At 40.9% G+C, this 16025-nt stretch carries 24 protein-coding genes and 1 riboswitch; of the genes, 9 read left to right on the plus strand and 15 right to left on the minus strand.

Annotated features, from left to right (window positions below):
- Positions 1 to 44 precede the first annotated feature (44 nt).
- A riboswitch (SAM riboswitch) is annotated at positions 45 to 166 on the minus strand.
- 217 nt (positions 167 to 383) lie between these two features.
- From ABVJ71_RS06080 to ABVJ71_RS06090, 3 genes are read left to right on the plus strand one after another with little or no spacing between them, the layout of a single operon-like run.
- Positions 384 to 1124 (plus strand): esterase family protein, encoded by a 741-nt coding sequence (locus ABVJ71_RS06080; RefSeq protein WP_353856083.1) that lies wholly within the window; start codon positions 384 to 386, stop codon positions 1122 to 1124.
- 52 nt (positions 1125 to 1176) lie between these two features.
- Positions 1177 to 1692, plus strand: a complete 516-nt coding sequence (locus ABVJ71_RS06085) for a YjcG family protein (RefSeq protein WP_353856084.1) — start codon at positions 1177 to 1179, stop codon at positions 1690 to 1692.
- Positions 1693 to 1698: 6 nt separating this feature from the next.
- The gene (locus ABVJ71_RS06090) at positions 1699 to 2136 is read left to right on the plus strand and encodes a GNAT family N-acetyltransferase (protein WP_353856085.1); all 438 of its coding nucleotides are present in this window, start codon (positions 1699 to 1701) and stop codon (positions 2134 to 2136) included.
- A gap of 86 nt (positions 2137 to 2222) precedes the next feature.
- On the opposite strand, the gene ABVJ71_RS06095 is transcribed toward ABVJ71_RS06090, so the two are convergent.
- Positions 2223 to 2480: a hypothetical protein gene (locus tag ABVJ71_RS06095; protein ID WP_353856086.1), complete on the minus strand. Its 258-nt coding sequence runs from the start codon at positions 2478 to 2480 to the stop codon at positions 2223 to 2225.
- A 127-nt stretch (positions 2481 to 2607) separates the two neighbouring features.
- On the opposite strand from ABVJ71_RS06095, the gene ABVJ71_RS06100 reads away from it, so the two are divergent.
- The gene (locus ABVJ71_RS06100; protein ID WP_353856087.1) at positions 2608 to 4911 is read left to right on the plus strand and encodes an ATP-dependent helicase; all 2304 of its coding nucleotides are present in this window, start codon (positions 2608 to 2610) and stop codon (positions 4909 to 4911) included.
- A 16-nt stretch (positions 4912 to 4927) separates the two neighbouring features.
- Here the strand turns inward: ABVJ71_RS06100 and ABVJ71_RS06105 are convergent, their stop codons facing one another.
- The 5 genes from ABVJ71_RS06105 to ABVJ71_RS06125 form a co-directional block, all read right to left on the minus strand.
- On the minus strand, positions 4928 to 5185 hold the full coding sequence (locus ABVJ71_RS06105; RefSeq protein ID WP_353856088.1) for a stage VI sporulation protein F: 258 nt from the start codon (positions 5183 to 5185) through the stop codon (positions 4928 to 4930).
- A 141-nt stretch (positions 5186 to 5326) separates the two neighbouring features.
- A complete protein-coding gene (locus tag ABVJ71_RS06110; RefSeq protein WP_099727562.1) occupies positions 5327 to 5452 on the minus strand; it encodes a YjcZ family sporulation protein in 126 nt (41 codons plus the stop codon).
- 84 nt (positions 5453 to 5536) lie between these two features.
- Positions 5537 to 5758: a hypothetical protein gene (locus tag ABVJ71_RS06115; protein WP_353856089.1), complete on the minus strand. Its 222-nt coding sequence runs from the start codon at positions 5756 to 5758 to the stop codon at positions 5537 to 5539.
- An 87-nt stretch (positions 5759 to 5845) separates the two neighbouring features.
- Complete coding sequence (locus ABVJ71_RS06120; protein WP_353856090.1) at positions 5846 to 5974, minus strand: hypothetical protein; 129 nt, start codon at positions 5972 to 5974, stop codon at positions 5846 to 5848.
- A gap of 71 nt (positions 5975 to 6045) precedes the next feature.
- A complete protein-coding gene (locus ABVJ71_RS06125; protein WP_353856091.1) occupies positions 6046 to 6396 on the minus strand; it encodes a DUF1360 domain-containing protein in 351 nt (116 codons plus the stop codon).
- 161 nt (positions 6397 to 6557) lie between these two features.
- Here ABVJ71_RS06125 and ABVJ71_RS06130 point away from each other — a divergent pair, with 161 nt between their 5' ends.
- The 5 genes from ABVJ71_RS06130 to ABVJ71_RS06150 all read left to right on the plus strand — a co-directional run bounded on the left by ABVJ71_RS06130 (position 6558) and on the right by ABVJ71_RS06150 (position 9192).
- On the plus strand, positions 6558 to 6953 hold the full coding sequence (locus ABVJ71_RS06130; RefSeq protein ID WP_353856092.1) for a spore coat protein: 396 nt from the start codon (positions 6558 to 6560) through the stop codon (positions 6951 to 6953).
- Between the two features lie 42 nt (positions 6954 to 6995).
- A complete protein-coding gene (locus ABVJ71_RS06135) occupies positions 6996 to 7325 on the plus strand; it encodes a spore coat protein (protein WP_353856093.1) in 330 nt (109 codons plus the stop codon).
- Between the two features lie 100 nt (positions 7326 to 7425).
- Complete coding sequence (locus ABVJ71_RS06140) at positions 7426 to 7908, plus strand: spore coat protein (RefSeq protein WP_353856094.1); 483 nt, start codon at positions 7426 to 7428, stop codon at positions 7906 to 7908.
- 136 nt (positions 7909 to 8044) lie between these two features.
- Positions 8045 to 8536: a CotY/CotZ family spore coat protein gene (locus ABVJ71_RS06145; protein ID WP_353856095.1), complete on the plus strand. Its 492-nt coding sequence runs from the start codon at positions 8045 to 8047 to the stop codon at positions 8534 to 8536.
- Between the two features lie 212 nt (positions 8537 to 8748).
- Positions 8749 to 9192: a CotY/CotZ family spore coat protein gene (locus ABVJ71_RS06150; protein WP_353856096.1), complete on the plus strand. Its 444-nt coding sequence runs from the start codon at positions 8749 to 8751 to the stop codon at positions 9190 to 9192.
- Positions 9193 to 9232: 40 nt separating this feature from the next.
- Here the strand turns inward: ABVJ71_RS06150 and ABVJ71_RS06155 are convergent, their stop codons facing one another.
- The 9 genes from ABVJ71_RS06155 to tenA form a co-directional block, all read right to left on the minus strand.
- Positions 9233 to 9772 carry a CotO family spore coat protein gene (locus ABVJ71_RS06155; protein ID WP_353856097.1) on the minus strand — a complete coding sequence of 180 codons (540 nt, stop codon included), beginning with the start codon at positions 9770 to 9772 and terminating at the stop codon, positions 9233 to 9235.
- 115 nt (positions 9773 to 9887) lie between these two features.
- A complete protein-coding gene (gene fabI / locus ABVJ71_RS06160; RefSeq protein WP_353856098.1) occupies positions 9888 to 10664 on the minus strand; it encodes an enoyl-ACP reductase FabI in 777 nt (258 codons plus the stop codon).
- Positions 10665 to 10813: 149 nt separating this feature from the next.
- Complete coding sequence (gene thiD, locus ABVJ71_RS06165) at positions 10814 to 11620, minus strand: bifunctional hydroxymethylpyrimidine kinase/phosphomethylpyrimidine kinase (RefSeq protein ID WP_353856099.1); 807 nt, start codon at positions 11618 to 11620, stop codon at positions 10814 to 10816.
- A gap of 20 nt (positions 11621 to 11640) precedes the next feature.
- Positions 11641 to 12654 carry a thiazole biosynthesis adenylyltransferase ThiF gene (locus ABVJ71_RS06170; protein ID WP_353856100.1) on the minus strand — a complete coding sequence of 338 codons (1014 nt, stop codon included), beginning with the start codon at positions 12652 to 12654 and terminating at the stop codon, positions 11641 to 11643.
- On the minus strand, positions 12651 to 13418 hold the full coding sequence (locus ABVJ71_RS06175; protein ID WP_353856101.1) for a thiazole synthase: 768 nt from the start codon (positions 13416 to 13418) through the stop codon (positions 12651 to 12653). Before ABVJ71_RS06175 ends, ABVJ71_RS06170 begins: the two co-directional genes overlap by 4 nt.
- A 4-nt stretch (positions 13419 to 13422) precedes the next feature.
- Positions 13423 to 13626 carry a sulfur carrier protein ThiS gene (gene thiS / locus ABVJ71_RS06180; RefSeq protein WP_353856102.1) on the minus strand — a complete coding sequence of 68 codons (204 nt, stop codon included), beginning with the start codon at positions 13624 to 13626 and terminating at the stop codon, positions 13423 to 13425.
- A complete protein-coding gene (gene thiO, locus ABVJ71_RS06185) occupies positions 13623 to 14735 on the minus strand; it encodes a glycine oxidase ThiO (protein WP_353856103.1) in 1113 nt (370 codons plus the stop codon). The genes thiS and thiO overlap by 4 nt, the downstream gene beginning before the upstream one ends.
- Entirely contained in the window at positions 14719 to 15336 is a 618-nt protein-coding gene (gene tenI / locus ABVJ71_RS06190; protein WP_353856582.1) for a thiazole tautomerase TenI, read from the minus strand. Before tenI ends, thiO begins: the two co-directional genes overlap by 17 nt.
- Positions 15311 to 16021: a thiaminase II gene (gene tenA / locus ABVJ71_RS06195; protein ID WP_353856104.1), complete on the minus strand. Its 711-nt coding sequence runs from the start codon at positions 16019 to 16021 to the stop codon at positions 15311 to 15313. Before tenA ends, tenI begins: the two co-directional genes overlap by 26 nt.
- Positions 16022 to 16025: the final 4 nt, after the last annotated feature.

Consider the following 16025-nt stretch of genomic DNA (forward strand, 5'->3'; position numbering starts at 1 on the left):
ACAGAAAACCCCTTCTTCATAAGAAGAAGGGGTTTAATCGCTTCCTCTTATCTTCCAAGCAAAAAAACTGCTTGCTGGATTTAGCACCTTGGTAATCACTTTCATGTGAAGCATACCGGTTGCTGAGGTTTCAAAGGGCCAGTCCCTCCACCTCTCACGATAAGAATGTGTTGTTTGTCTGTTCTAATTCTTAATACTGTAACGCATTAAATGTCATTTTTCAAGTGCCATCTAACGATTAATTAAATTTTCTGTATTTTATAACAGGAGGATTTTCAACTGATTTGATTGCATGTTTGGATATAGGAACAATGCTGTTTTTCATGTTACAATGAATGGAAACGTTTCACATGTATGAATTTGGTTAGCTGGAGGAATAGATTATGGTGAAGAAAACAGGAATGATTCAAGAGGAAACCTTACAGTCAACAGAACTTGGTGAGGAAATGACTGTTTTGATCTATTTACCAGTCAATTACTCACCCCTTTATACATATCATGTCATCATTGCACAGGATGGTCATGATTATTTCCGCTTAGGTAAAATAGGCAGACAATCGGAAGAATTGATGCAAAACAAGGAAATGGAACGTTCCATTATCATTGGCATCCCTTATCGAAATGTCACTGAAAGACGAAATATGTATCATCCAGACGGCACAAAGTTTGACGCTTACAAACGCTTTTTAGCAAATGAGCTTGTTCCTTACATTGATGACCGTTACCCAACCTATCAAATTGGGTCAGGGCGAACGTTGATTGGTGATTCACTAGGCGCCACTATTTCACTAATGACTGCTATCGACTATCCTTCTTTATTCGGAGGTTTAATCTTGCAGTCTCCTTACGTGGATGATTCGGTCTTAAAAGCAGTCAAAGGCTCAACATCACTTTCTCATTACGCCATTATCCATCAAATTGGTTTAGAAGAGAAAGCTGTTAAAACAACCGACGGTCAAGTGCTTGACTTTATCAAACCTAACCAAGACTTAAAGGCCCTGCTAGAACAATCTGGTGCAGATTACTTATTTGAAACATTTGAAGGCGATCATAAATGGACGTTTTGGCAGCCGCTCATTGCTCCTTCATTAAAAAGAATGCTGCCATATTCGTTAATCAACTGAATTTTGTTATAATAAACAATAGCAAATACTTTCTTAATCAGGAGGGAAAACGATGAAATACGGAGTTGTTTTATTTCCATCAAAAAAATTGCAAGATATAGCGAACTCATACCGGAAACGTTATGACCCGAACTATGCACTCATACCGCCTCATTTGACACTGAGAACACCGTTTGAATTAACAGATTTAGAAGCGGATGAAGTGGTATCGACGCTACGTGAGTATGCAAAGCATGCTTCTCCAATCACCTTGCGTATTCAAAAATTTAGTTCATTCGCTCCTGTCAACAACGTCATTTATATGAAAGTAGAACCGAACGAAGAATTAACGGCTTTGAATGAGAAGCTCTATACAGACCCAATTAGCGGAACGCCTGAATATGCTTTTGTGCCGCATATAACAGTTGCTCAAAAATTATCAGATGACGAGCATTCAGATGTACTTGGCACATTAAAGCTAAGCCGTATTGACCATGAAGAAACGGTGGATCGCTTCCATCTACTATATCAATTAGAAAACGGGTCTTGGACCGTCTATGAAACATTTATTTTAGGAGAAGAGGGTTAAAGACTTTTGAAAACAGTTGTCGTCCAAACACAAACACAACGAGAAGATGCCTATTTCGTAAGAAAAGAAGTGTTTGTCAAAGAACAAGGAGTTCCATTAGACATTGAAATCGATGAACTAGAAGAAGAAGCCATACACTTTGTCATTTATCATGATGACAATAAACCGCAAGCTGCTGCTAGACTACGCATCATTGAAGGAGCAAAAGCAAAACTTGAACGGATTTGTGTGTTAAAAGAAGCTCGCTCTCTTGGTCTTGGCCGCAAGCTATTAGAGGCGTTAGAGGAAGAAGCTACTGCCCGAGGTGCTCAGGAAGCTGTCATGCATGCACAAGTCCAAGCCCAGCCATTCTATGAAAAAAAGGGCTATCAAGCTGTTTCTGAACCGTTTGAAGAAGCGGGTATCATACATGTCAAGATGACAAAAACATTATCTACCTCATAAAAAACAAAAAGCCAAGGCAATCAAGATGCCTTGGCTTTTCCATCGGGTAAAATCGTTCAATAAGCCCTGAAAGAAAGCGCAATCATTTATATATAAACATTGATATGAATGCCCTTTCCTTCTTCCATAAACATATCTTTTACAAAGCGTTCCCGCTTTTTTTGCTGTACTTTCGTTTCTGCTTCTGTGACTAAGTCCTCTTTTCTCTCAAAATCTCTGTAAATCTTGTCATGAAAGGTACGCGCAACCTTTGTCACTTTCGCATAGTCTTCTTTATCCTGAGGAGCAGGACGATTGATATATTGAACATACAGATCCGGCTGAATCGGTGCTATATATCCCATCAAGAACGCCTCCTTTGCTTCTCTTCTATTTTTTATTCCCTCATTATGACTGTTTGAAACACGATTCATTTGTTATGATTAGATTTGTTTCTTTTTAAGATTTTCATACATATTGGAGGACTAGCTTTTGAAATGCGCAAGACGACATGATCAAACAATCTCATTACATACATATTCGAGAGAACATTATCAATTCCTCCATGACGAGGGAAAAAAAGGGCACTTATTTTGTATATATTGCGGAAATCCCGTCATTTTCAGATTAAATATACACGAAGAGCCTGCGTTTATACATAAACAAATCTTTCAGCAAGAGGTGTGTGAAAAAGCGGCTGAACAAGAAGAGACCGAAGCAACATCAAAAGACACTTCTTCTTATAAGGAACTTGGCGGTTTCCGTTTTCCAACTGGCAAGCAAATTACCTCACAGCAAAAGGAGACTGTAAAATGGCAGAAGCCAAGAACCATTGAACTTGGTGAAGCCTTTCAAAAAGAAAATGAAAAAACACATACCATTGACCTCTTCCCTCATATCACCTTTAGCGCGCCGCAACTCCAAGCTGTCACCCATACAGACGGTCCGATGCTCGTGCTCGCTGGTGCCGGCAGTGGCAAAACAAGGGTTCTGACTGCAAGAGCAGCATACCTGATTTCACAACAAGAAATACCTGCACACCATATTTTACTGGTGACGTTCACAACAAAAGCAAGTAATGAGATGAAAGAAAGACTGCGTACACAATATCACCTTCATCCATCACAAGCAAATCAAGTCGTCATTGGCACTTTTCATAGTCTCTTTTATAAAATGCTGCTGCATGATGATCCTAGCAAATGGAACGGCCAGCACTTGATCAAGTTTGACTGGCAAAAGGAACAGTACATTCGGAAAGCAATCATGAAGGAAGGACTTGAGGAGAAGGACTATCCCACAGATCATATTCTGCAATCTATCGGCTTTTGGAAAAATGCCTATTTACCCGATGAACTTCCTGACCTTAAGGACGAAAAAGAAAAACAAATATGGACCATCTATCAATCTTATGAAAAACAGAAACGAGACAATCAGCAATTTGATTTCGACGACATGGCCATTGCGTGCTTACAGATGCTTTCCGAAAAACCAGGTCTATTAAAACGCTATCAGGAAAGATTCAAGTATATTTTAGTGGATGAATTTCAGGATATTAATCCTGTCCAATACAAGTTAATACAGCTTTTAGCTGGAGATTCAGAACAACTGTTTTGTGTAGGAGATGATGATCAAGCGATTTATGCCTTTAGGGGAAGCAATCCTGCTTTTATTCTTCATTTTAAGAAAGATTATCCTTCAGCCAATATCGTTCATTTACATGCGAATTACCGCTCTCATCATACCATTGTCGCAAGTGCAGATGCCATTATTAAGAAAAACCAGCATCGCTATGTCAAGACCTTAAAAGCAGTTCGTTCTGAAAAAACACCTCCCATCCTCTTTTATCCATATGACGAGGAAGAGGAGGCCACCATGATAGTTTCAGATATTCAGGAAAAAATCACAAACGGTGCAAGACCGAATGACTTCTGTGTATTATTTCGAACCAATACGGGAGGACGAGCCATTTATGAACGGCTCCATCAATCAGCCATTCCGTATCAGACCGATAATGGCGTCAAAGCCTTTTACAGTAGGCGAATTGTTCGGATGCTGCTCGCTTTTCTTTCTTTAAGTCAAGATGCAGATGATATCGCTGCGATAAAACTGCTGCTTCCTATCTTCTTTTTAAAGCAACAAACGCTTAACACACTCAAGGCGCTGACCATCACAGAAGACTGTTCAATGGTAGAAGCACTTGGAAAACTAACTGACATCCAGCCTTTCCAGCGTAAAAAGTTGCAATCTATCGTTCTTCTTTTCCAAACCTTACGGACATTAAAGCCGTCCGATGCTGTAACCTTGATCGAGCAAAAAATGGGGCTTGGTGATTATTTAAAAAAGCGAGCGAACGATACAAGTGTTCTTGAAAAAGGAGCAGATGATGTGCGCGATGTGAAAACAGCAGCGAAACGTTTTGAAACGATTGAAGCCTTTCTATCACATGCCGAACACATGAAGTCAAAAGAAAAGGAAAAAACAGACGAATCAGGTGTTCAGCTCATGACGATACACCGTGCAAAAGGACTTGAATTCCAAACAGTGTACATCACTTGTACTGTCGACGGAGCGCTGCCTCACGATTTTGCACTAGATGAACTGAGAAATGGTCATGAAGAAGCCATTGAAGAAGAGCGCCGTTTATTATACGTCGCTATGACAAGAGCACAGCAATCCCTTTATCTGTCCGTTCCTTCATTTAGAAGAGGAAAAACAGCCCATCGTTCTCGCTTTTTATATCCTCTTCTTAAAAAAAACAGTGAAATGTTCACTCAAAAACAACAGGCCCCCCTTTGATTGGAGAGCCTGTTGTTTATTTTTTGTTGTTCATCATTTTAGAGATCGTATTGAAATCTAGCTTTTCTTTCCCGCTTGTAATTGATTGAACAATTTTGTCTTCAAGTTCTTGAGGTACACGCTTATTCGCAAGCTGCGCTACTTTTTTAATGACTCCTCGAACGGTCGCCTCATCTTTAAAGTTGGCATTTTGCAATGAACCAGCAAGCTTAAAGACATCATTCATATTCACACCCGTTTTATTTTCTACACTTTTAAAAAATTTATTATCCATTCATTTGCCTCCTCTTTGTGGAGTAATCACCTTACTATATGATAATAGGCGAGATATGTGCCTATCCTCCTGTCACGATTGACCAAAGAGAAAGGAAAGCAAGAGGCTGACCCATTGCTTCCCTCACCTTCTGACTTCTGTTTAGTTAAAGAAAGAAGCACCAACAATGATTAAAAGAATGAACAACACGACGACAAGGACAAACGTTGACCCATAGCCACCGCCGTAACCGCCGCCATAGCCGCCACCGTAACCGTAACAACTCATATTTAAGCACCTCCTCTACTCCATTACAACATATGAGAAAAACAAGAAATGGTTTGGACGATCACATCAAAAAGTGCGGAAATTTTATTTCTGCTTTTTAAACAAGTAAGAATCTTCTCCGTGACTTGTCATGTATGCTTCTGTTTCTTTTGCAAAAGCATCCATTTTCACGCCAAACTCCTTTAAGTGTTGCTCAAGATCATTCGCCTTATCTGCTAAATCCATTACTACTTTTTCGTGCTCTTGTTCTTTCCCGTCATAAGGTCTGCTGAACAAAGAGCCAAGTAATTGTTCAAATGCGTCCATTCTGGTCACCCCTTCTCTCTTTCATATGCAATAACAGGAAAAAGGGCAACAAAAAACCGGATAAATCCGGTTTCTTTTGTTTTTCTCCTATTGAGGTTTCTTTTTCTTTCCACAGCCACAGCCGGACTTTTTGATTTTCTTCGTATAAACAGATTGTTGATTTGACTGCGCTGGATAACCTTGTAGCAGATGAGACGGCGTTTCAGTTGGTTTCATCGCAACCCTTCCTTTCCTATTCCATGTTAGTATATGCACCTTTTTTATGCGTGTTTGATCAGAATGCCTGTTTATTCCACAAGCCTCGACACGATTGCTTCGATTATGCCTGCTGCTGCGGCAATCGCTAATAGTAAATTCAGCCACATGCTAAATACAGGGAAAAGTATGTAAATGGCAAGTAAAAGAGCAGTACACCAGATGCCAGTACACCAATAACAGCTCAATAACTCTCCTACCCATGACCGAAGTCCTTTTCCTTTAATGATAATATATGTTTCGGTTTCACCTTTATCGTTTACCTCTTCTTTTTCTTCATGAAATAGACGGCGAAACGGGGCAGTAATCGTATCAAACACGATCAATCTCGTCAGCCTAAATGATGCAAGTGCAAAAATAACAAATGACAAAGCACCGCTCATGATTCTCCACCTCCCTCTTATTCCGTCATTTACTTATATATGCATGGTGAAAGACCACCATGATGAATAGATAAGAAATAAAATTGGGTTGTACTTTTTTACGTTTTATGATTCCGCCTCGAGTTCCTAACGCATTAAATAATGTATAGATAAAGAAAGGAGTGAAAGTATTGTCTATTGAAGAAAGTGCTGAATTATTATACACACAACTGTTAAACGAATTAATCAGCAATTATGATGATTTCATTGAAATCAAAAATTCTGAAAATGTCACGATTCATAAAACAGATGTAATAGCTGCACTCTCCCTTCAAGCGACCGTTACGACAATCATTGCTCTTTTAATTCAAATCCTTGTAGCAGACGATGAATTGGCTGAAGAAATCACAGATCAACTTTTATCCACACAACAAGTAACAGTAAAAAAGAAGACTGTAATTCAAATCATCAATTGTCATAACGTCACGATTACAGTATCTGACGCATCCATTCTAAACTCCGTACAAATTCTCACTCAAACACTGAATGTGCTTTTGGTTGAAGCCGGCATTCTTTGACCCTTTCTTTTTCTAATATCACATGAAAGAGGTGAAATGATCGTGACTGAAGAGAACGAAAAAAAGGGGTTTAACATCAACACTGATGTTGATCCATTAACAAGCCTGCTTGTCAGTGATATTTTAAAGAAAAACAATGTCACAGATGATCAGAAGGCAAATATTACAGAAGATCAAAGAAAGATGATTTTGAAATTAGTGGAGGATCTACAAAAAAAGGCAAATGATTTCGTAGAACAACAGCAGGAGAAAAAACGTTTAGCAGAAGCTGCAAAACAAGCTGAAGCAATTGAAGAAAAACCAAGTCCTAGAAGTACAAGACGTAGAAAATCTTTAAGAAGCCGTATTCAACAGCGAAAAGAAGGGCAATAAATCACGAATAAGAAAAAATAGGATTTTTCATCAGGATATATGCCTCAAACCAAATAAGAAACACGAGCATTATATAGAGTAAACGAAAGGAGGAAAAGATATGGAATCCAAACCTTATTCTTGGGTTGCCCTTGATCGCAACTGTTCACATCACGACGATTATGACCATTACGAAAGAAAATCTGTTTGTAATGACTTCTGCGATGATCATGAAAACATTCTTCAAGAAGGCGACCAAATCTCATTGACAAATCAGGTATCTGAAGAAGTCATTATTGTAAGAGATTCTTGTGATATTGATATATCTTCTATCGATGCTCAAGTTGCCGTATCTATACAAACAGCCATTCAGCTTGCTTTAGTAGCAATTGTCAACATCTCAATCGCTGATGGTGACCTGGCAGATCAAATTGCACAAGATCTAGTTCAATTAACTGAAACTAAACAAGCAAATCGTCAGAAACTAGTTATTGAAAACTCTAGAGATGTAAGAGTTTCAACAATTGATGCAGATGTAACCGTTGCTGTTCAAACATTGGTACAAATACTAGCTGCTTTAATTATTGCAATCGGTATCCTCTAATCTCCAAAAGCAGAGCGAAAAGCTCTGCTTTTCTTTTTTATAGAAAATTATAGTCATTTACCCACACCAACCAGAGGGCGCATACATATGTTGTTAAGGACTAAAGTCAAATACCTTGTTAAAGGAGCTGAAATCCATGAGCTGCGGAAAACACCATGGCCGACATGATGAAAACTGTGTATGCGATGCGGTTGATAAGATTTTAGCAGAGCAGGAAGCTGTAGAAGATAAATGTCCTACGAGCTGCTACAGTAATTTATTAAGCCCAACAGTTTCTGGGAAAGATACGATTCCGTTTTTACTTTTTGATAAAAAGGGCGGATTGTTTTCTACTTTCGGAAACATTGGAGGATTTGTAGATGATTGCCAATGCTTTGAATCCATCTTCTTCCGGGTTGAAAAATTAAATGACTGCTGTGCCACATTATCTGTTTTAAGACCTGTCGATGTGCACGGACATACGCTGAGCGTGTGTCACCCTTGTGATCAAGACTTCTTCGGTTTAGAAAAAACGGAATTTTGTATCGAAGTTGATTTAAACTGCTTCTGCGCTATTCAATGTTTAAATCCAGAACTTGTAGACAGAGTACTGCCAACTAAAGATAAAAAGCATCATCACCACGGTTAAATTGATCGTCCGTTGACCTAACTTGTCATGAGTAAAAGCATCCCCTTCCTAACGAATGGCAATCAATCATGCAGAGCAGTCAGCAAGTAAGCGGCCGCTCCGCATTGATTGAAACAAAAGGCATCAACCGTTACGACATAAGAATCATCGGTAATGATGATGACAGTGCTCGGAAATACTCAAACAAAATTCCTTATATAGGAGGGTAGAATATGAGCCGCAATCAATCATGGAACTGTGTAGCAGAGGCTGTTGAAAATATAAACGACTTACAAAATGCTGTCGAAGAAAAATGCCCAAGTAGCTGTTATAGCAATCTCCTTTCCCCTTCACATTCATTAGGCGACACTGTCCCATTTGTCCTATTTACCTCAAAATCAAAACCGTTCGTCGCATTTGGAAACGTCGGAGAGGTAGATGCAGGACCTTGCTTCAGCACTGCATTTTTCAGAGTCGAACACATCTCTGATCACTGTGCAACACTCAGCTTGCTTATTGCATTTGACAAAGACCGTCATATTTTAGATTTTACAGATCAAGATGCCGTATGTGATGTGTTCCGATTAGAAAAATCAAATTACTGCATCGAAGTAGATCTTGACTGCTTCTGCGCAATTGAGTGCTTAAATCCAAGACTCATCAACCGTAGGCATTAACCAAAAAAGTCCCCTTATGGGACTTTTTTGTGTTCCTTCTTTAAAATCCAAGCGGATGAATGGAAGAAATTTGATCAATTGTTAATTCAACCGGATTTCCTCCACCCGCTGTTCGAATGATCACTGCATCATCGTGCCTTTCCATCACAATACCTCTGTAAGTTTTCCCCTCCGCCTCAATCAAGCAAAGAGCTCTTGGCATATTATGAGGCAGACTGGTGAGAAAATCCACTTTCTCGTCAATGGTCATTTGACTTAGTGGTTTTTTTACTCTTTTTCTTCTCGGCTCTTCTTTTGTTTCATGAAAAACGGCTGCTGGCTGTTTTTCTGTTTCTTGTATAATGTCCGCTTCTTGGTGAAGCGCTTTTGATTCGTCTTCCTTTTTCTTCTCTATCTCCTGGGTAACAGGTTCCTGCAAAATTTCTTCAATCGGCTCTTCACTGCTTTTTTTGTTGGTTGGCGGTTTTTCTGACTTCTTTCGTTTTCTGACAATATCCTGCATGACCGGCTTTGATTCATCATAGCTCGGCTGAACAATATACATGAGCGGCTTTTGATTCTCATCACCTTTATTTGACATGCGCATCCCTCCCGAATGATTCATTCCTTATATATATGAACCATAGCCTGAAATCAGAAGACAAATAAAAAAACAGCATACCTATGATTAGTATGCTGCAAGTCAATTCATTCAGTTATCGGGCAATAATATGAAAGCCTGAATCGACATGAAGATTTTCGCCTGTCATGCCTCTTGAAAGATCACTAAACAAAAATAAAGCCGTATCGCCAACTTCTTCTGGAGTGGTTGTGCGGCGAAGCGGTGCACGCTCCTCAATATCCTTTAAGATGGTATTAAAGCCGCTGATGCCTTTTGCAGACAGTGTACGAATTGGACCAGCAGAGATACTGTTCACACGTATGCCTTCTGCCCCTAAATCAGCCGCTAAATATTTCACACTTGCTTCAAGCGCTGCTTTCGCTACACCCATCACGTTGTAGTTAGACACCACACGCTCTCCGCCTAGGTAAGTAAGTGTCACAATACTTCCACCTTCTGTCATCAATGGACGTGCAGCTTTTGCAACTGCTGTTAATGAATATGCACTAATGTTGTGCGCTAAAAGGAACCCTTCACGGTTCGTGTTTAGATATTCACCCACAAGCTCTTCTTTATTTGCAAATGCAATTGCATGGGCAACGCCGTGAATCACTTGTACTTTTTCTTTAATTGTTGCAAAACATGTTTCAATTTCTTCATCACTTGTGACGTCACAAGGAAGAATGATTGAATCATCACGCTCAAGTGTGCTCGCAAGTTCTTTGACAGATTCAGCAAGACGATCTCCCACATAAGTAAAAATTAAACGAGCACCTGCTTTGTGAAGAGAACGTGCAATTCCCCATGCGATACTGCGTTTATTAGCAACACCCATGACAACGATATTGCGGCCTTCTAAAGAAAAGTTCATATGTATTAAAGCCTCCTATTTTTCAAGACATAGTATTAGTACCTGATCATAATATTATCACAGATCACGCGCTATTGACAATTTCCGTTGAAAGAAAGTTTCATATTCATCAAAAAACCGTCCTCGGAAGTGAAGACGGTCAGAAATATTTATCCCTTGATTCGATTTTGTTTATAAGCGAAATGATTGGTTGGACCATGCCCAGCGCCGATATTTAAAGGAAATTTGATTGCCTCATGTACAAAGGTTTCCGCTGTTTCAAACGCTTCCCTCATCGAAAACCCTTTCGCTACTTCCGCTGTTAATGCTGCTGCAAACGTACAGCCGGTTCCATGTGTATGTGATGTATCAATATGCTCATTCGTCACTTCCATAAACCCTTTTCCATCATAAAGTAAGTCTGTAATTAGACCATCCCTAGGGTCGTGACCGCCTTTTATCACGATATATTCGGTTCCTAGCTGATAGAGACGTTCTGCTACCAGATACCGATCCTCCTTTGTCTGAATACGGATCCCCGTTAATACCTCTGCCTCTGGGAGATTAGGCGTAACCGCATAGCTGACAGGCAGTAAGTACTGTTTCAGTGCAGAGACAGCATCCTCATTCAATAAAGACGCCCCGCCTTTTGCAATCATCACTGGATCTACAATCAGTTTTAACTGATATTGAACAGTTTTTTCAGCAACGGCTTGAATCATGTCTGCACTCCACAGCATCCCTGTTTTGACAGCATCCGGCATTAAATCTGCTGCTACCGCATCTATTTGACTTTGTAATGCCGCTACCGAAAGTGGATATATTCCGTGAACGCCCAGTGTATTTTGCGCTGTAACGGCTGTGATGGCAGACATTCCGTACACACCGAGCTCCTGAAAGGTTTTTAAATCTGCTTGAATCCCTGCGCCGCCGCCTGAATCTGAACCTGCGATCGTTAACGCTTTTTTGATTGTCATATCATCACATCCTTTTATTCCTAACCAATCCATTGATGATAAATCGTTCTTGCTTTGGCAATATCACTTGTTCCGTGTATAAGCGCTCTACCATCCTTGAACAGCACGAGCTTGAATTCACCCTTTTGACATGAAAGAAGATACGGATTTTCAAGCACATCCATTCCTGCTGCCTTTAACCGAAGAGCCACTTCGTTTAAGGGCGGCGGTGTTTGTGCGGCGTTGCGGATTTGCACTGTATTGCGGCCGCAAAGCACATCTGCCTTCGCTTGGCGATCATATGAAAGAAATGGATATGTGTGAAGTCCACAGCTTGGGCATTGTTCTTTCTTTAATGACAAAACGGAACGAATATCAGCACGTTCATTTGTCCATAAGTCAAAAGATCGTAATATCGGTGTGACTTGATGTCCAGTTAAATACTTTAGCGCATCAGCTACCTGATATGATGCCACTTGTTGCACAGCAGGACCAATAATACCTGCTGTATCACACGTCATACCTTGTGCAGGTAAATGCTCAAGCAAGCAGTGTAAACACGGCGTCTCACCAGGTATAACGGTAAAACTAACCCCATAACTGGCCACACATGCCCCGTAAAGAAAAGGAACATGGTGTTTTATTGCAGCATCATTCACAATCATCCGCACCTCAAAATTATCCGCTGCATCGATGACAATGGAAGCATCATAGATGAGTTCATCAATGTTTTGAGCTGTCACATCCATGACGAGCCCTTTCACCTTGACCTCACTGTTGACAAGTTTTAATCTCGATTCAGCCGCCACTGCCTTTGGCAGCCGATCTTGTACATCCTGTTCTGTATATAGCTGCTGGCGCTGAAGGTTGCTCCATTCTATATAATCTCTGTCCGCAATGATCACAGAGCCCACTCCAGCACGTACAAGCATTTCAGCACTTGCTGTCCCAAGTGCTCCCGCTCCAATAATAACTACTTTGGAAGCAAGAAGCCGCTTTTGACCTTCTGTGCCAATGGGTTGAAAGAGCTCTTGGCGTGAATAACGAGTGCTCAAAACGCTGGCATTCCTTCCTGCGGACTGCTTGCCGTACCATAGTTTTTCAATGGGATACGTCCTGCCTCGTAGCCTAGTCTTCCTGATTCAATCGCCAGCTTCATGGCTTTTGCCATTTTTACTGGATCCTTTGCTCCCGAGACAGCTGTATTGAGTAAAACACCGTCAGCTCCTAATTCCATGGCATAGGCAGCATCCTTCGGAGAACCAACACCAGCATCAATAATGACTGGAACCTTCGCTTGCTCGATAATAAATGAGAGATTCAAAGGGTTTAGTAAGCCTTGACCTGACCCGATTGGAGAAGCACCTGGCATAATCGCATGTACACCCAGTTCTTCTAACTTTCTTGCAAGTACCACATCATCCGATGTATACGGCAAAACAATAAATCCTTCTTCCAGTAACATTTCAGATGCTCTTAACGTCTCCACAGGGTCTGGAAGAAGAGATCTTGAACAGCCAATCACTTCCACCTTGATCATGTCACAAAGCCCTGATGCTTTCGCTAGACGAGCAATTCGCACCGCTTCTTCAGCAGTACTTGCGCCAGCTGTATTCGGAAGAAGCGTAAATCTTGAAAGATCGAGCTGCTCTAAAAAATTAGGCTGTGATGCTTCAAAAATATTCATTCTTCGCACAGCAAAGGTCAAAATTTCTGCTTCTGACACATCAACAGCTTCCTTTTGAACCTCAAATGATGGATATTTCCCTGTACCAAGTAATAGTCTTGATGTGAATGTTTTTCCGCCAATGTGTAGCATGATTTCATCCTCCTCCTACAAAGTGAACAATTTCAATCGTGTCATTTGGCTTGATTTCTTCTTTTTGAAAAGCTTCTTTATCAATAATTTCTTGGTTTTTCTCCACAATCACAACTCGGTTTTCCAGTTGATAGGCTGATAGGAGATCAAAAATCGTGCCGTTCTCTTTATCGAAATCAACGATTCTCCCATTCAATTGAATTTTCATACGAGCGATGCCTCCTTTCGGCCAATGCGAAATGCATGAAGCCAATCCTCTTTGACCTGTTGACCTAGTATGAGATTTCGAATGATCTCCCCAGTAATCGGCGCAAGCAGAATACCATTTCGGTAATGCCCAGTAGCAAATAGGATCCTATCGTCTTCTGGGTGCCTTCCGATATAGGGATGTCGGTCGCTTGTAGCAGGACGAAGCCCCGCCCAAAACTGATCAATTGGCATCTGCTTGACTGACGGCATGAGATCAGCTGCTTTTTGAATGACTGCTTCAATACCTCCAAGTGTTGGAACTGCATGCCAGTCATGTGGCTCCATCGTCGCGCCAATGACCAGTTTCCCGCTGTCTCTCTGAACTACATAACAATGGTCATGATAAATGGTGTGTTCAAGTGCTGGACCGTTATTCCATACAGACACACATTCTCCTTTCACTGGATAAAGAGAATGAGATAATCCTAGCTCTTCAAAAAAACGTCCAGACCATACGCCACTTGCCACAGTGAGGTGATCACATGTCCATGTGCCTTGCGTCGTTCTGACAATCAATGCATCTTGATGACGATTCACTTCAACTACTGCTGTATATTCTTTGACTTCCGCCCCATTTCGAACGGCCGCTTGAAAAAATGCACGACATACTGAATAAGGTTCAACATGTACATCATCCTCAATCAGACCTGCCCCAATGATTTTATCTGAAACTTGAGGCATCCGTTTTTTCACACTGCTGGCTTCAAGCCATTGAAACGTAGATAAATGCTGCATTCGGCAAAGAGCACGTTTTTCTTCCTCGGTAAATGCAAGTTTCATCATGCCGTCGCTTGATTTCCGAATATCAATGCCCGATTCATGTTTTAAATCAATTTTTAATTTTTCGTATAGCGCTTGGCTTGCTCGACCAACCTCAAAGAATATATCTTCATAACCTTCTCCTTCAGCATGTGCACCAAGCATACCAGCTGCTGCGCTCGTTGTTTTCTTCCCTACCTCATACTCCTCGAATACAACAACCTGTTTGCCTGCTTTTGCAAGGTGATACGCTGCTGACATCCCTATGATTCCACCCCCAATAATTGCTACGTCATAATGCTTTTTCATAAGGATTCTCCTTTAGCTTTTCAGAAAAGATTTGCGCCATCATTTTGGGTTCTGCCTGCGTGAAAAGACCAGACATGACAGCAATTCCTTTCAATCTTATACGCATCAATTCTGGGATTCGCTTTGGCGTGATGCCGCCAATGACCACCACAGGAATGGTCAGTGCTGAAGCCAGTTCTTCCGCAAGCTTCACGCCTCTTGCTTTTAGTCCCGGTTTACACGCTGTGTCATATACATGCCCAAACATCACATACTCTGCCCCTTCCTTCTCTGCTAGTTTCGCTTCTTCTAACGAATGAACAGACACGCCTGCATGAAGATGAGGAAACTTTTGTCTCAGCTCCTTTGGCGAAAAACTGTGTCCTGGGAGATGTACACGGTGAATATTCGTTAGAAGCGCGACATCTACTCGGTCATTGATCACCATTTTCTCTTTGGATACCCCTACAGCAAGGAGCCGATTCACGAGATGAACAAGCTCTCTGGCTGTTTTAGATCGTTCTCGTATATGAATAAAATCAACTTCTGGTTCGATTGCTTTTATTTGCTTTACTAGCTCTTCGATGGAAAGCGCATCATTTGTCACTGCGTGGAGTTCCACTTGTACCAACCCCATCTAAGCAAGCTGTATCCCATTTTTCCTTTTTATACGCCATCTCCCAGAACTGGTATTCATAATAGCTGGAGATCACAAAATTTTCTTTCATATTGGATCGCACATGTTCTGATGCTTGTTCTGCAAGTTCATCGAAACGGTTAACCTGTTCAAAGACGAGCTCTTTAAACCAATCTCCTCCATATGTTAAAATCCATTCTTGATAAATTGGATGTTCTGGTGTGGTTTGTTTCAATTTTTCACCAACCTCGTAATATAACCAGTAGCATGGCAATAGCGCTGCTAAAATTTCTTCAAATCGTCCACTTTTTACAGATCGGTACATATGTGAGGTATATGCATAAGCAGTTGGAGAAGGCTTAAAATTAGCTAGTGCTTCTTCAGAAATATGAAGGAGCTCTGTAAACTTTCTATGCAGCGATAGTTCTGCTTCATAAGTGCCCTGCGCATGGTACGCCATTCTGCCAGTGGTATGTAAGTCCTCACTCATAGCAGCTCCATATGATTGCACTTTTGCAAAATGGGTTAAGTAATACGAATCCTGCATGACGTAATAGGTGAAACGATCGAGTGAAAGCGTTCCATCCCCAATTCCTTTGACAAACGGGTGCGTAAAGCTTCCATTCCACCATTTTGCTGCTGCCTCTTTACACTCCTCTGAAAATGTCATGTTC

Source organism: Bacillus sp. Bos-x628 (assembly GCF_040500475.1).
Classification (GTDB): Bacteria; Bacillota; Bacilli; order Bacillales; family Bacillaceae; genus Bacillus; species Bacillus maqinnsis.

Bases quoted from the DNA above. Each gene is read 5' to 3' on its own strand.
- ABVJ71_RS06080 (WP_353856083.1), top strand. From the start codon at position 384: ATGGTGAAGAAAACAGGAATGATTCAAGAGGAAACCTTACAGTCAACA.
- ABVJ71_RS06085 (WP_353856084.1), top strand. From the start codon at position 1,177: ATGAAATACGGAGTTGTTTTATTTCCATCAAAAAAATTGCAAGATATA.
- ABVJ71_RS06095 (WP_353856086.1), bottom strand. From the start codon at position 2,480: ATGGGATATATAGCACCGATTCAGCCGGATCTGTATGTTCAATATATC.
- ABVJ71_RS06105 (WP_353856088.1), bottom strand. From the start codon at position 5,185: ATGGATAATAAATTTTTTAAAAGTGTAGAAAATAAAACGGGTGTGAAT.
- ABVJ71_RS06110 (WP_099727562.1), bottom strand. From the start codon at position 5,452: ATGAGTTGTTACGGTTACGGTGGCGGCTATGGCGGCGGTTACGGCGGT.
- ABVJ71_RS06115 (WP_353856089.1), bottom strand. From the start codon at position 5,758: ATGGACGCATTTGAACAATTACTTGGCTCTTTGTTCAGCAGACCTTAT.
- ABVJ71_RS06120 (WP_353856090.1), bottom strand. From the start codon at position 5,974: ATGAAACCAACTGAAACGCCGTCTCATCTGCTACAAGGTTATCCAGCG.
- ABVJ71_RS06125 (WP_353856091.1), bottom strand. From the start codon at position 6,396: ATGAGCGGTGCTTTGTCATTTGTTATTTTTGCACTTGCATCATTTAGG.
- ABVJ71_RS06140 (WP_353856094.1), top strand. From the start codon at position 7,426: ATGGAATCCAAACCTTATTCTTGGGTTGCCCTTGATCGCAACTGTTCA.
- ABVJ71_RS06145 (WP_353856095.1), top strand. From the start codon at position 8,045: ATGAGCTGCGGAAAACACCATGGCCGACATGATGAAAACTGTGTATGC.
- ABVJ71_RS06150 (WP_353856096.1), top strand. From the start codon at position 8,749: ATGAGCCGCAATCAATCATGGAACTGTGTAGCAGAGGCTGTTGAAAAT.
- ABVJ71_RS06155 (WP_353856097.1), bottom strand. From the start codon at position 9,772: ATGTCAAATAAAGGTGATGAGAATCAAAAGCCGCTCATGTATATTGTT.
- fabI (WP_353856098.1), bottom strand. From the start codon at position 10,664: ATGAACTTTTCTTTAGAAGGCCGCAATATCGTTGTCATGGGTGTTGCT.
- thiD (WP_353856099.1), bottom strand. From the start codon at position 11,620: ATGACAATCAAAAAAGCGTTAACGATCGCAGGTTCAGATTCAGGCGGC.
- ABVJ71_RS06175 (WP_353856101.1), bottom strand. From the start codon at position 13,418: ATGCTACACATTGGCGGAAAAACATTCACATCAAGACTATTACTTGGT.
- thiS (WP_353856102.1), bottom strand. From the start codon at position 13,626: ATGAAAATTCAATTGAATGGGAGAATCGTTGATTTCGATAAAGAGAAC.
- thiO (WP_353856103.1), bottom strand. From the start codon at position 14,735: ATGAAAAAGCATTATGACGTAGCAATTATTGGGGGTGGAATCATAGGG.
- tenA (WP_353856104.1), bottom strand. From the start codon at position 16,021: ATGACATTTTCAGAGGAGTGTAAAGAGGCAGCAGCAAAATGGTGGAAT.